The sequence below is a fragment of the Telluria sp. Soil_C_11 genome, assembly GCF_057657395.1.
Genome location: NZ_JBDGIN010000013.1, coordinates 89801 through 102006, shown reverse-complemented (window position 1 = coordinate 102006; position 12206 = coordinate 89801). Strand labels below are relative to the sequence as shown.

General features: G+C 67.3%; 14 protein-coding genes. 1 reads left to right on the top strand and 13 read right to left on the bottom strand.

What is annotated here, in order from left to right; genetic code table 11:
- Positions 1-39: 39 nt before the first annotated feature.
- The 13 genes from AC3A6M_RS19200 to AC3A6M_RS19140 all read right to left on the bottom strand — a co-directional run bounded on the left by AC3A6M_RS19200 (position 40) and on the right by AC3A6M_RS19140 (position 11110).
- Positions 40-543, bottom strand: a complete 504-nt coding sequence (locus tag AC3A6M_RS19200; protein ID WP_487854324.1) for a hypothetical protein — start codon at positions 541-543, stop codon at positions 40-42.
- A 261-nt stretch (positions 544-804) separates the two neighbouring features.
- Positions 805-1542 carry a sulfite exporter TauE/SafE family protein gene (locus tag AC3A6M_RS19195; protein WP_487854323.1) on the bottom strand — a complete coding sequence of 246 codons (738 nt, stop codon included), beginning with the start codon at positions 1540-1542 and terminating at the stop codon, positions 805-807.
- 31 nt (positions 1543-1573) lie between these two features.
- Positions 1574-2569 carry an Ldh family oxidoreductase gene (locus AC3A6M_RS19190; RefSeq protein ID WP_487854322.1) on the bottom strand — a complete coding sequence of 332 codons (996 nt, stop codon included), beginning with the start codon at positions 2567-2569 and terminating at the stop codon, positions 1574-1576.
- Positions 2542-3516: a hydroxyacid dehydrogenase gene (locus AC3A6M_RS19185; protein WP_487854321.1), complete on the bottom strand. Its 975-nt coding sequence runs from the start codon at positions 3514-3516 to the stop codon at positions 2542-2544. Before AC3A6M_RS19185 ends, AC3A6M_RS19190 begins: the two co-directional genes overlap by 28 nt.
- A gap of 12 nt (positions 3517-3528) precedes the next feature.
- Complete coding sequence (locus tag AC3A6M_RS19180; RefSeq protein ID WP_487854320.1) at positions 3529-4404, bottom strand: ABC transporter permease; 876 nt, start codon at positions 4402-4404, stop codon at positions 3529-3531.
- Positions 4397-5206 carry an ABC transporter ATP-binding protein gene (locus AC3A6M_RS19175; RefSeq protein WP_487854319.1) on the bottom strand — a complete coding sequence of 270 codons (810 nt, stop codon included), beginning with the start codon at positions 5204-5206 and terminating at the stop codon, positions 4397-4399. The genes AC3A6M_RS19180 and AC3A6M_RS19175 overlap by 8 nt, the downstream gene beginning before the upstream one ends.
- Positions 5207-5232: 26 nt before the next feature.
- Positions 5233-6237, bottom strand: coding sequence for an ABC transporter substrate-binding protein (locus AC3A6M_RS19170; RefSeq protein ID WP_487854318.1), 1005 nt, complete (start codon positions 6235-6237; stop codon positions 5233-5235).
- Between the two features lie 178 nt (positions 6238-6415).
- Complete coding sequence (locus AC3A6M_RS19165) at positions 6416-8170, bottom strand: L-aspartate oxidase (RefSeq protein WP_487854317.1); 1755 nt, start codon at positions 8168-8170, stop codon at positions 6416-6418.
- On the bottom strand, positions 8167-8790 hold the full coding sequence (locus AC3A6M_RS19160) for a FumA C-terminus/TtdB family hydratase beta subunit (RefSeq protein ID WP_487854316.1): 624 nt from the start codon (positions 8788-8790) through the stop codon (positions 8167-8169). The genes AC3A6M_RS19165 and AC3A6M_RS19160 overlap by 4 nt, the downstream gene beginning before the upstream one ends.
- Before the next feature lie 12 nt (positions 8791-8802).
- Entirely contained in the window at positions 8803-9678 is an 876-nt protein-coding gene (locus AC3A6M_RS19155; RefSeq protein WP_487854315.1) for a fumarate hydratase, read from the bottom strand.
- 12 nt (positions 9679-9690) lie between these two features.
- Positions 9691-10059, bottom strand: a complete 369-nt coding sequence (sdhC, locus tag AC3A6M_RS19150; RefSeq protein WP_487854314.1) for a succinate dehydrogenase, cytochrome b556 subunit — start codon at positions 10057-10059, stop codon at positions 9691-9693.
- Positions 10056-10400, bottom strand: coding sequence for a succinate dehydrogenase (locus AC3A6M_RS19145; RefSeq protein ID WP_487854313.1), 345 nt, complete (start codon positions 10398-10400; stop codon positions 10056-10058). The genes sdhC and AC3A6M_RS19145 overlap by 4 nt, the downstream gene beginning before the upstream one ends.
- Positions 10397-11110, bottom strand: coding sequence for a succinate dehydrogenase/fumarate reductase iron-sulfur subunit (locus AC3A6M_RS19140; RefSeq protein WP_487854312.1), 714 nt, complete (start codon positions 11108-11110; stop codon positions 10397-10399). Before AC3A6M_RS19140 ends, AC3A6M_RS19145 begins: the two co-directional genes overlap by 4 nt.
- Before the next feature lie 135 nt (positions 11111-11245).
- On the opposite strand from AC3A6M_RS19140, the gene AC3A6M_RS19135 reads away from it, so the two are divergent.
- Positions 11246-12130 carry a LysR family transcriptional regulator gene (locus AC3A6M_RS19135; protein WP_487854311.1) on the top strand — a complete coding sequence of 295 codons (885 nt, stop codon included), beginning with the start codon at positions 11246-11248 and terminating at the stop codon, positions 12128-12130.
- Positions 12131-12206: the final 76 nt, after the last annotated feature.

Here is a 12206-nt window from a genome sequence, read left to right as displayed (position 1 = left end):
GCAGCCGCGGCAGGCATCGACTGCCGCGGCTGCTTCGTTCTATCGTCCCGCAGTCGTGCGCCAGGCGAGCGCCGCCGCGAGCAGCGCTCCGGCGGCATCGGCCATCAGCTGGCCATATTGCACATGGCCGCGTGGCGCTCCACCGTACACCGACACCGTCGCCTGGTCCATCTCGAACCTAATGCACAGCATCAGGTACACGCCCGCCCAGATGAAGGGCGCATACTTGCTTGCCGCTGCGGCCGCGCAAGCCAGCCGGGATGGCCCTGGCCAGCGCCCGGGCATCGGGTTGCGCCAGGGGGCAGTCCGGCCCGGGCGCCCATCGGCCGCGCACAGGAGGAAGCTGTGCAATCCCAGGGGAACGGCAAGCGCCGCCAGGAAGTGCTCGAGCAATGCGCGCCTGTCGGCGCCGATGAACTGGGTGATTGCGTTCCGCACCGTGCAGTCCCAACAGCGCAAGCAGACTGCGACCGAGGCACAGAGCAGCGCGGCCAGCAGCAACGGGCCGGGGACGGGGGACTTGAAGGGATGCTTCGATTTCATGGGATTTCTCCATTTCGCGCTGGTTGCCGGTGCCAGCTCATGTGTTGGCCTGGCGTCCGAGCCAGGCCGGGCGATCGGCGCGCCTTCCCTGTATAGCGAGGAGCAGGGCAAAAACGGGGCCGATTCGGGCGCTCAATGAAGAAAAAAATCCGACGTCGAGAAACGCCGGAATTTCGCAAAAATAATTCTAAATTCGAGTGAAATTTAGAAAAATATTTCCATCGTGGTGGTGCCGCCGAGGGCCGGTCGTGGAAAGTGGTGTCAGATATTCCGCAGCACCAGGCTGGCCCCACCCAGAATCAGCACCCCCCAGATCGCCTGCACCACGCGCGCCGTCGGCAGCCGGCTGTGCAGATGGCTGCCGAGATACAGCCCGCCCATCGCGAAGGGGAACAGGATCGCCGCCAGCTGCAGCAGGCTGCGGTTGTGGTACAGGCCGGCGCTCGAGAACAGGGCCAGGCGCGCCAGGCCGCTGACGAAGATCACGCCGCTGATGGTGGCGCGCAGCACCAGCTTGTCGAGCTGGCGGCGGGTCAGGTAGATGGTGTAGAACGGTCCGCCGGTGCCGAACATGGCGGTGAACATGCCGCCGACCACGCCGAAGGGCAGGGCCCAGCGCGCGCCGACCGGCTCGGGCGCGCGCCGCAGCAGCAGGCTCCAGGCCGCATAGGCGAGGATGAACAGGCCCAGCACCAGCAGCAGGACGCGTTCCGGCGCCCGCACCAGGGCGAACACGCCGAGGCCCATCCCGGCCAGCATGAAGGGGATCAGGCGCATCACTTCGCGCCGTTCGATCACCTTCAGGTTCTTCAGGCCGAGCAGCAATCCCGAGCTCAGGTCGTACACGAGCATCAGCGGCACCGCCATCTTGAGGGGAATGACCTGGACCAGCAGCGGCATCGCCGTGATGGAGGAGCCGAAGCCGGTCAGGCCGAACACCGTGTAGGCAAAGATGACGATCAGCGCCAGCAGCGCGATCGTGTCGAATCCGAACGCCATTGAACCTTTCCAGCCCGGGACGGGTTTCTTTCTAGATCGAAGCCAGCTGTTCCAGCAGGGCGGCGGGCACCTCGATGCCTTCCTCCTGCGCGCGCCGGGCCAGCGCCAGCCTGCGCGCACCGGGCAGGCGCACTTCCTCGTCCGCCAGCATGGCCGACACCAGCGTCTCGATCCGCTCGTGGAACACCTCGGCGCCCGCCAGTGCCCCCGGGTCGATCACCATGAAGGCCTGGCCGATGCGCGGCCGGTTGCCTGCCTCGGTGAAGAACGAGTCGGCCTCGAAGCCGAACGCCGCACCTGTCAAAGAGCAACATAATAGCTCAACGACGAGGGCCAGCATCGCACCCTTCACGCCGCCGGCCGGCAGCATCATGCCTTCCAGCCCCGCCTTCGGGTCGGTGGTGGGATTGCCGTCCCTGTCGAGCGCCCAGCCCAGGGGAATCTGCTTGCCCTCTTTTGCCGCCACCATCAGCTTGCCGCGCGCGACCTCGGACAGTGACAGGTCGATCACCAGCGGCGGCGCGGCGCGGCGCGGGAACACCGCGGCGATCGGGTTGGTGCCGAACAGCGCGCGCTTGCCGCCCCAGGCCGGCATCGCCGCCGGCGAGTTGCCGAAGGCGAGTCCGACCATGCCGGCTTCCGCAACCGCCTCGAGGTGCCAGGAGGCGGCGCCGAAGTGGTGGCTGTTGGTGACGCCGGCGAAGGCGGTCCCGCATTCGCGCGCCGAGCGGATCGCTTCGCGCACCGCGAGCGCGCAGGCGGGAAAGGCGAGTCCCTCCTGGGCGTCGACCAGCAGCGCGGCCGGCCTGGCCTGCTTCAGGGTGGGCTGGGCGTCGCCGTTGACGCGGCCGTTGCGCAGGTGGCCGGCGTACTGCGGCACCCGCGACAGGCCGTGCGAGGCCAGTCCCTGGGCTTCCGCCGCCACCAGCGCTTCGGCGGTCACCTGCGCCATCTCGCGGCGCGCGCCTGCCCGCGCGAGCGCGTCGGCGGCCAGGAGGGTCAGCTGTTCAAGGCTAGATCTTGGCATGCGGTGTTCTCCTTGGATTGGATGGCGTCCAGGCTTGCCGCCACGCGCTCGGCGATCAGGCTGCTCACGCGCTGGTTCGATTCGCGGGTCACGCCGGCGATATGGGGCGTGAGGATCAGGTTCGGCGCGCCCGCCAGCGGGGAGCCGGCGGCCAGCGGTTCGTGCTCGAACACGTCGAGCGCGGCCCCGCCAAGATGCCCGCCGCGCAGCGCCTGCGCCAGCGCCGTTTCGTCGACGATGCCGCCGCGCGCCGTGTTGACCAGCACCGCGCCCGGCTTCATGGCGGCGATGCGGCCCGCATCCAGCAGCGCGCGGGTGGCGTCGGTCAGCGGCACGTGCAGGCTCACGGCGTCGGCCTGCGCCAGCAACTCTTCCAGCGACACGCGGGCGGTCCCGGTCTCGCGCCAGGCCGGCGCATCCGCGGGCAGCAGCGGATCGTAGGCGATGGCGCGCATGCCGAGCGCTCCCGCCATCCGCGCGGCCAGCTGGCCGATGCCGCCGAAGCCGACCAGCCCGAGCGTCTTGCCGGCGCATTCGCGCCCGTCCGACAGCGCCGTGCGCGGCCATTCGCCGGCCGCCACCGCCGCCGTCGACAGCCAGGCGCCGCGCAGCAGCAGCAGGCAGCTGGTGATCACGTATTCCGCGACCGCCAGCGCGTTGGCGCCGGTGGCCGGGATCACCTCGATCGCGCGGGCCCGGCAGGCCGGCACGTCGATGTTGTCGAGGCCGACGCCGAGGCGGCCGACCACGCGCAGGCGCGGCGCGGCATCCAGCAACGCGCCGCGGACTTGGGTACGGTTACGCACCACCAGCGCGTCGGCGTCGGCCAGGTGGCCGTGCAGCTCGGCGCCGCGGTCCACCAGCGCCGGGTCGTACACGACCTCGAAACGCTCACGCAGCACATTCACGGACGGCTCGTCCATGAATTCGCAGATCACGATCTTCATGTCGGCCTCCGTTCAGGACTGCATGCCCCACTTGCGCACCGTGTGGTTCTCGACGGTGCGGAAGACGAGGTTCTCGACCACCAGGCCGATCAGGATCACGGTCAGCAGGCCGGCGAACACGTTCGGGATCTCGAGCTGGTTCTTGTTCTCGTAGATGAACCAGCCCAGTCCGCCCGAGCCCGAGCTGACCCCGAACACCAGCTCCGACGCGATCAGGGTGCGCCAGGCGAACGCCCAGCCGATCTTCAGGCCGGTGAGGATGCTGGGGAAGGCGGCCGGGATCAGGATCTTGCTCACGTAGCTGAAGCCGCCCAGGCCGTAGTTGCGGCCGACCATGCGCAGCGTGTTCGAGACCGCCAGGAAGCCCGAGTGGGTGTTCAGCGCCACCGCCCACAGCACCGAGTGGACCAGCACGAAGACCAGGCTGCCGTTGCCGAGGCCGAACCAGATCAGGGCGATCGGCAGCAGCGCGATCGCCGGCAGCGGGTTGAACATCGAGGTCAGCGTTTCCAGGAAATCGGTGCCGATCTTCGAGGCGATGCCGAAGGCGGTCAGCACGGCGGCCAGGCCGATGCCGGCGCTGTAGCCCATCAGGAGCACCTTCAGCGAGGCCCAGATCTTGAGCGGCAGGCCGCCGTCCGTCATGCCCCTCAGGAAGGCTTCGACGGTGGCGACGAAGGTCGGGAACAGCAGCTCGTTGCCGAGCAGGCGGGCGCCGCCTTCCCAGGCCGCCATCAGCAGCACCAGGATCACGGTCTTGCGCACCACGCTGTAGTTGTACAGCTTCTCGAAAGTGGACAGCGGTTTTTCGACGACCCCGAAAGCCGACGAATCGACCGTCTCGCGGTGGATCGACGGGCGCCTCCATAACACGGCATCTTTAGACATGCTGCACCTCCTTCGCTTCGATATCGTCGGCAAAGAGCATCTTGTGGATCTCCTGCTCCAGCTCCTTGGCCACCGCCGGGTTGGTCTCCTCGCGCGGCACGCTGGCCAGCTCGGCCTTCACCTGGCCCGGGTGCGGCGACAGCAGCAGGATCCGGCTGCCGCACTTGATCGCTTCCGGGATCGAGTGGGTCACGAACAGCACCGTGAAGTGGGTGTCGTCCCACAGCTGCAGCAGCTCGTCCTGCATCTTGCGGCGGGTGAGGGCGTCGAGCGCGGCGTAGGGTTCGTCCATCAGCAGCACGTCCGGCTCCATCGCCATGCCGCGCGCGATCGCCACCCGCTGCTTCATCCCGCCCGACAGCATGTGCGGGTGGTGGTCGGCGAACTTGGCCAGGTTGACCTTCTCGATGTACTGCATGGCCTTTTCCTCGGCCGCCTTGCCGGACAGCTTGCCGGAGGCGCACAGCGGGAACATCACGTTTTCCTTGACCGTCTTCCAGGGCAGCAGCTGGTCGAATTCCTGGAACACCATCATGCGGTCGGGGCCGGGACGCGTCACCAGCCTGTCCTTGAGCCGGATTTCGCCCTCGGTGGGGGTGAGATAGCCGCCGACGGCCTTGAGCAGGGTCGACTTGCCGCAGCCCGAGGGGCCGAGCAGCACGTAGCGGTCCGATTTGAACACCTGGAAATTGACCCGGTAAGTCGCGGTCACCAGGTGCGCCTTGGTCTTGTACTGCAGCGTGACGTCACGCACGTCCAACAGCGGGACGGGCGCGCCTTGCTGGCCTTGAAACTTGTCCATGACACCATCCTCCGTTTGACGTTCCATCAGCTACCCGGCAGGGCGTGCGCGTTGGGGAAGAACAGGTCCTTCCACGATGCCGGTTTGACCTTGATCGCGCCGGTCCTGTTCATGAATTCAACGTACTTGAGCACGTTCTGCGGGGTGGTCGTGAAGGTGATCTGCGGATCGTTCAGCATCTTGACGATGTTGTCCAGGCTGTCCTTGTCCTTCGAGACGCGCAGGTAGGTTTCGGCCGCCCATTTCTTGTCGCGGCCGATCATCGCCATCGCTTCGTCGAGCGCCTTCACGAAGGCGCCGTAGACCTTCGGATTGTCGTTGCGGAATTTGCTGGTGGTCCAGACCAGGTTGAAGGTGGCCGGCCCGCCCAGCACGGTATAGGAATCGATCACCTTGTGGACTGCCTGGTTGTCCAGCTGCTGGTACTGGAACGGCGGCGCGCTGAACTGGGAAGTGACTTCGCTGGTGCCCGACAGCAGGGCGGCCTGGCCGTCCGGGTGGCTCATCGACACCGTCAGCCGGTCCAGCTTGTGGAACTGGCCGGGACCGAATGCCTGCTCGGACGCCATCTGCAGGGTCACCGCCTGGATCGACACCTTCACTGCCGGCAGCGCGATCTTGTCCTTGTCGGTGAAGTCCTTCAGCGTTTTCACCGCCGGGTTGCGGGTATTCAGGTACAGCGGCATCGAATCCAGCGCCGCCACCGCCTTGACGTCGTAATTGCCGCGGGTCTTGGCCCACAAGGTGACCATCGGCGCCACGCCGCCGGCGGCGAAGTGCAGGCTGTCCGACAGCAGGGCATCGTTCATCACGTTGCCGCCGGCGAACTTGGCCCAGGTGACCTTCAGGTCGACGCCGGCTTCCTTGGCGTACTTCTCGACCAGCTTCTGGTCCTCCATGACCATCAGGGGAAGGTAACCGATGCCGTACTGCTCGGCGACTTTCAATTCGGTGACTTCGGCACGGGAGGCGAACGCCGCGGTCAACAGCGCGGCGCCCACCATGTACGACAGGACGGATCTTGCTTGCATTGGATGTCTCCTCCAAGAGTTGGTGCTGGGCGCTGCTTGTGGCGCAGCGTAAGTTCTTTACCCCAACTGGATGCTTCGATCGATCACAGGAACATGAGTGTGAAAATCCATACTAGCCCAATTGTCATCTGAATTCAACTAGATGACCTGTATGACTTGAATGTATTTTCACGTGTTGTCAGGACGGCGCGCCGGCGGTCTCCTCCTGCAGGATGGTTTCGCCGGGCCGCACCCGTTCGAAACGCACCGGTTCGCGCGACAGCGCCACGCCGTCCGCTCCCATGCGCGCCACCGTGAAGCTCGAACCGTTCAGGTCGCCCGCCTGGGGGAAATCTTCGCGGAAATGGGCGCCGCGCGAATCCTCGCGCAGCAGGGCGGCATCCGCGATGACCCGGCTCACCGCGATCAGGTTGCGCAGGTTCATCCAGTCGTGCCAGCCGAGGTTGAAGGCCCGGTCGCCGCCGGCGATGCCGGTATCGAGCAGCTGGGCGTCGAGCTCCGCCAGCCGCTGCCGCGCGCGCTGCAGGCCGGCGGCGTCGCGCAGGATGCCGACGTCGTTCCACATGCAGTCGTACAGGGCTTCGCGGATCGCCTCCAGGTTGCCGGGCGCATGTGCGAACGGCCGCATGTGCTGGGCGATGCTGCGCGCGATCGCCTCCTCGTCCGGCGCGCGCCAGCCGGGATTGCGCGCCGTCCAGCGCGCCATGCTCTCGCCGGCGATGCCGCCGAACACGGTCGAATTCGCCACGCCATTGCCGCCCAGGCGGTTGGCCCCGTGCACCCCGCCGGTATCCTCGCCCGCCGCGAACAGGCCGGTGAGCTCGGTGCTGCAATCGACCCGGAACACCGCGCCGCCCATCATGTAGTGCGCGGTCGGCACCACTTCGACCTTGCCGCCGGCCAGGTCGAAGCCGCAGTCGCCGCAGCGTTCGACCATGCCCTTGAACTGCTTGCGCACCTTGTCGGGGCCCAGGTGCGACATCTGGATCCAGACCCCGCCGTTGGGCGTGGTGCGCCCGGCCCGCATCTCGGCGAAGATGCCGCGCGAGACGATGTCGCGGGTGGCGCGTTCGCCGCGCGGGTCGTAGTTGCCCATGAAGCGTTCGCCCTCGCCGTTGACCAGCCAGCCGCCGGCGCCGCGCAGGCCTTCTTCCAGCACCGTGCCGGTCATGCGCGTGTGGGTGCCGGCCAGCAGCCCGGTCGGGTGGAACTGCACCATCTCCATGTCGCGCAGCGGCAGGCCGGCGCGCAGCGCCATCGCCAGCCCGTCGCAGCTCTTGTCGCCGGACGGCGTGTGGTACTTGTACATGGTCGGGCCGCCGCCGGTGGCCAGCAGCACCGCCTTGGCCTGCACGAACACGAATTCGCCGCTGCGCATGTCGATCATCAGGACCCCGGCCAGCGCCGCGCCGTCGGCCGTTTTGACCAGCTCGACGGCGCGGTGTTCCTCGAGGCGCTCGATGCCGCGCGCCCACACCTGTTCCGACAGGCGGTTGATGATCTCGATGCCGGTCAGGTCGCCCTTGTGCACGGTGCGGTCGAAGGTCTGGCCAGCGAAGGCCTTCTGGTGCACGCTGCCGTCCGGGTTGCGGTCGAAGAAGCAGCCCAGTTCGTTTTCCAGCTCGTGGATCCGCTCGACCGCCTTGGTGACCAGGGTCCAGGCCAGTTCCTGGTTGGCCAGCCACTTGCTGCCTTCGATGGTGTCCATGAAGTGGCGCTCGACCGAGTCGCCGGGCGCCAGCGCCACGTTGTAGCCGCCCTGCACCATGCGCGTGCAGCCGCACTTGCCCAGCAGTCCCTTGACCGCGACCGTGATCGACAGCCCGGGGTTGGCCTGGTGCGCATGCAGCGCCGCGAACAGCCCGGCGCCGCCGGAACCGAGGATCAGGATGTCGGTCTGCAGGCGTTTCAGCGTATTCGTCACGGTGTTCATCGCGCTTCCCCCCGTTCTACTCCCAGGCTGGCCAGCACCCCGGCGCGGCGCGCGGCGACGTCGGCCCTGACATCGGTGTAGAGGCTGTTGCCGTGGCTGTCCATGCCCACCAGCAGCGGGCCGAAATCCTTGATGCGGAACTTCCACAGGGATTCGGGATTCAGGTCGTCCAGGTCGACGTCCTCGATCTGTTCGATCCAGGTGGTCTCCAGTGCCGCGGTGCCGCCGACGATCGCCAGGTAGACGCCGCCCAGATCGCGAAACGCTTCCGCGCTGCCCTCGCGCATGCCGCCCTTGCCGATGATGATGCGCACGCCGTACTGCGTCATCAGCGGGCGCGTGAAGCGCTCCATGCGGTCGGAGGTGGTGGTGCCGATGCAGATCGGCTGGTAGCCGGCCGGGAATTCCTCGCTCGGCGCGACCTTGCGCACGTTGGGCGCGGTGTGGATCACGGCGTGGCCGCGCAGGTCGAAGCGGGTGGTGCGGCCGCGGTCGAGCATGTGGATCTGGGTCGCGTCGCGGATGCCGAACAGGGTCTGCTGCAGGGTGACGGTGTCGCCGACGCGCAGCTGGCGCACCTGTTCTTCCGTGACCGGGGTGGTGAGTTCGTAATGCGCCATGGTGGACTCCTTTCAGTAGCCGTAGGCGACGCCGTCCGGCGTGATGGTCGCGCGCGAGCGCCGGGCCGAATGGCATTGCATATTGACGGCCACCGGATTCATCGTGATGTGGGTGGCGGCCAGCTCGATGTGGACGGCGAACGCGGTGGAATCGCCGCCCAGTCCTTGCGGTCCGACGCCGAGCCGGTTGACGGCCTGGGTCAGCTCGCGCTCCAGCTTCGCGCCCTCGGGGTCCTCGCACACGCTGCCCAGCGGGCGCACCGCCGCGCGCTTGGCCAGCGCCACGCACAGGTCGGAGGTGCCGCCGATGCCGACGCCGACGATGGTCGGTGGACAGGTCTTGCCGCCGGCATTGATCACGCAGTCGACCACGAATTCCTTGATCGCGTCGACGCCCTCGGCCGGGATCGCCATCTTCAGGAAGGAGTTGTTCTCCGAGCCGCTGCCCTTGGGGATCATCTGGATTTCCAGCCGCTCGGGCTGGGCGCTGAAATCGACGTGGATCACCGGCACCCCGATGCCGCACGAGGTATGTTCGTTCTTGCGCGTGAGCGGGTGCACGACCGACGAGCGCAGCGGATGCTCGCGGGTGGCGCGCTCGCAGCCGCGGCGGATGGCGGCGACCAGGTCCGCGCCGTCGATCTCGACGTTGCGTCCGATCGTGACGTTATAGATCGGCACCCCGGTGTCCTGGCACAGCAGGTTGTCGTTGGCCTCGGCCACGTCGATGTTCTTCACCATGGTGCGAAGGATTTCCTGCGCGCGCGGCGCGGTTTCCGTTTCGCTCAGGCGCGCGAAGCCGCCCTTGATGTCGGGCGGCAGCGCCTTCAGGGCCCGGATATAGGTTTGCTTCGCCGCTTCCTCCACGGCCTGCAGGTCGATCTTCATGTGTCGTCTCCGTTAAAACAGCAGTGCAAGGGCGAATGCCATGCCGGTGGCGGCGGCAAAGCCGGCGCCGGCCGCGATCAGGTTCTTGCGCAGCCCGGTCCAGTCGCCGAATTCGATCAGCAGCAGGCGGATGCCGCCGGCCATGTGGGCCGCCAGCAGCAGCACCAGGCCCCATTCGGCAAACTTGAACAGCGGCTGGTCGGTGAAGCGCAGGAAGCCGTCGAGCGAGGCCTCGCCCGCGATCGCGTGGCCCAGCGCCCAGAAGTGCACCGGCAGGAACAGCGCCAGCACCAGGCCGGACACGCGGTGCACCACGAAGGCCCAGTAAGCAGGATGGTTGCGGGCGCGGTAGTCGTTCCTGCGTTTTTTATCCGTGTTCATGCCAGTACCACTCCATAGACAGAGCGCAGCCCCAGCACCAGCAGGAGCAGCGCGGACAGCGCGGCCAGCAGGTTGACGCTGCGGTCGCTCCAGCCGAGTTCTTCGCGCACGATGCGCGCCAGCCCGAGCGGCACGTGGACCGTGCAGGCCAGCACGAACACCGTGTAGAACAGGCCGAAGGCCAGGTTGCCGTGGGTGCGCGCCAGCACTTCGGCGCCGCTCAGCCCACCGCGCACGGCGTAGATGATGACCGCCAGGTGCACCAGCACGCAGAAGGCCAGCACCATCGAGCTGATGCGGCCCCAGTACCAGAGCCGGACCTGGGTGGTGACGGCGCTCATTTCTGCCTCCTCAGCATGGTGACCGACAGGCGCTTGAGGCCGGCGATGGCCGCGGTCGGCGCCAGGTGCTTGGGACAGCGTTCGGTGCAGGAGCCCTGGGTGTGGCAGGCATGGCAGCCGGCGTCGCCCGAGACCGCCAGCACGCGCTCGATGCCGGCCACGTCGCGCACGTCGTTGAGCAGGGTCCAGGCCCGGTTCAGGGCGGCGGGACCGAGGAAGTCCGGACGCCAGGTCACCACGTCGCAGGAGGAGTAGCAGACCGCGCAGCCGATGCACTCGATGCCGGCGTCGGCCGCGCGCCGCTGCGGCGACTCGGGCTCGACCAGCGCGAACGGTTCGTGCCGCGTGCGGGCGCCCTGGAAGCTGCCCTTGGCCCTGGCCCATTTGTCGAAGAACTCGGTCATGTCCGACACCAGGTCCTTGACCACGGGCAGGTTGGACAGCGGCGCCAGTTCGAGCCGGCCGTGGGCGGCGACCTTGGACACGTGGGTGCGGCAGGTCCAGCGCGCCTTGCCGTTGACGTTCATGGCGCAGGAGCCGCACATGCCGACCCGGCAGGCGTAGCGGTAGCTCAGGGTCGGGTCGATATGGCGCTGGATGTGGGTCACCACGTCCAGCACCGTCTGGCTTGCCAGGCGCGGCACTTCGTAGCTCTCGAAATCGCCGTCTTCCTTGCCGCGCCAGACCTTCACTTCAAGCGTCGTCGTCATGTCGATCCACCTTGTCGTGTGCTGAAAATTCAGCTTTTAATGAGACATCTTTGATAAGTATTTTCAAAGAATGCAGATGCAAATAAAAGCTATTCTTTGTTTGTTCGAGCTAAAGAAATTCTTTATGATCCAGTCATGGCTTCCATCCGTACCTTCAAGACTTTCCTCGCCGTCGCCAGGCACGGCAGCTTTGCCGCCGCCGGCAAGGAGATCGGGCTGACCGCGGCCGCGGTCGGCCTGCAGATCCGCGCGCTCGAAGAGGAGCTGAACCAGGTGCTGTTCGACCGCAGCCAGCGTTCGGTGGTGCTGAACACGGCCGGCCGCAAGGCCGTGCCCCAGGTGGAGGAGATCCTGGCCCGCTACGAGGCGCTGGCGAGCGCCGGCAACAGCGACGAGCTGTCGGGCAACGTGGTGATGGGGGCGCTGGTCTCGGCGCTGATGGGCGCGTTCGCGGATGCGCTGTGGAGCCTGAAGCAGCAGCATCCGAAGCTGCGGGTGCAGTTGTTCGCCGGCCTGTCCAGCGATTTCGCCCTGCAGGTCGAGCGCGGCGAGCTGGATGCGGCGATCGTCACCCAGCCGCCGCGCGCACTGGCGTCGAGCCTGCTGTGGACGCCGCTGTACAGCGAACCGATGGTGCTGATCGTGCCGCGCCGTCCGCATTTCGACCTGCCGAAGGACCCGCTGGAAGCCTTGCGGCGCGCGCCCTTCGTGCGCTTCGACCGGCATACCTGGACCGGGCACCTGGTCAGGGACGTGCTCGCCGAGGCCGGCGCGACCACGCGCGACGAGCTGGAGCTGAATTCGGTGGAAGCCGCCGTCGAGATCGTGCGCCAGGGCTTCGGCATCTCGATCGTGCCGCAACTGGCCAACGTCCAGTGGGACAAGGACCGCGCCCTGCAGGTGATCCGCCTGCCCGGCGTGACGACCGAGCGCCGGGTGGGATTGCTGGAGCGGACCGGGCACCGCCGGACGCAGTTCACGGCGGCGATCAAGGCGTATTTCGAGGAGGGAAGGCCGTAACCCGCCGTCGTTCCCGCGCAGGCGGGAACCCAAGTTTGCATGATGAGCCGACATAAGCGGTGGTGCCCTGCAAAAT

Bases quoted from the DNA above. Each gene is read 5' to 3' on its own strand.
- AC3A6M_RS19135 (WP_487854311.1), top strand. From the start codon at position 11,246: ATGGCTTCCATCCGTACCTTCAAGACTTTCCTCGCCGTCGCCAGGCAC.
- AC3A6M_RS19175 (WP_487854319.1), bottom strand. From the start codon at position 5,206: ATGGACAAGTTTCAAGGCCAGCAAGGCGCGCCCGTCCCGCTGTTGGAC.
- AC3A6M_RS19160 (WP_487854316.1), bottom strand. From the start codon at position 8,790: ATGGCGCATTACGAACTCACCACCCCGGTCACGGAAGAACAGGTGCGC.
- AC3A6M_RS19140 (WP_487854312.1), bottom strand. From the start codon at position 11,110: ATGACGACGACGCTTGAAGTGAAGGTCTGGCGCGGCAAGGAAGACGGC.
- AC3A6M_RS19165 (WP_487854317.1), bottom strand. From the start codon at position 8,170: ATGAACACCGTGACGAATACGCTGAAACGCCTGCAGACCGACATCCTG.
- AC3A6M_RS19190 (WP_487854322.1), bottom strand. From the start codon at position 2,569: ATGCCAAGATCTAGCCTTGAACAGCTGACCCTCCTGGCCGCCGACGCG.
- AC3A6M_RS19180 (WP_487854320.1), bottom strand. From the start codon at position 4,404: ATGTCTAAAGATGCCGTGTTATGGAGGCGCCCGTCGATCCACCGCGAG.
- AC3A6M_RS19170 (WP_487854318.1), bottom strand. From the start codon at position 6,237: ATGCAAGCAAGATCCGTCCTGTCGTACATGGTGGGCGCCGCGCTGTTG.
- AC3A6M_RS19185 (WP_487854321.1), bottom strand. From the start codon at position 3,516: ATGAAGATCGTGATCTGCGAATTCATGGACGAGCCGTCCGTGAATGTG.
- AC3A6M_RS19200 (WP_487854324.1), bottom strand. From the start codon at position 543: ATGAAATCGAAGCATCCCTTCAAGTCCCCCGTCCCCGGCCCGTTGCTG.
- sdhC (WP_487854314.1), bottom strand. From the start codon at position 10,059: ATGAACACGGATAAAAAACGCAGGAACGACTACCGCGCCCGCAACCAT.
- AC3A6M_RS19155 (WP_487854315.1), bottom strand. From the start codon at position 9,678: ATGAAGATCGACCTGCAGGCCGTGGAGGAAGCGGCGAAGCAAACCTAT.
- AC3A6M_RS19145 (WP_487854313.1), bottom strand. From the start codon at position 10,400: ATGAGCGCCGTCACCACCCAGGTCCGGCTCTGGTACTGGGGCCGCATC.
- AC3A6M_RS19195 (WP_487854323.1), bottom strand. From the start codon at position 1,542: ATGGCGTTCGGATTCGACACGATCGCGCTGCTGGCGCTGATCGTCATC.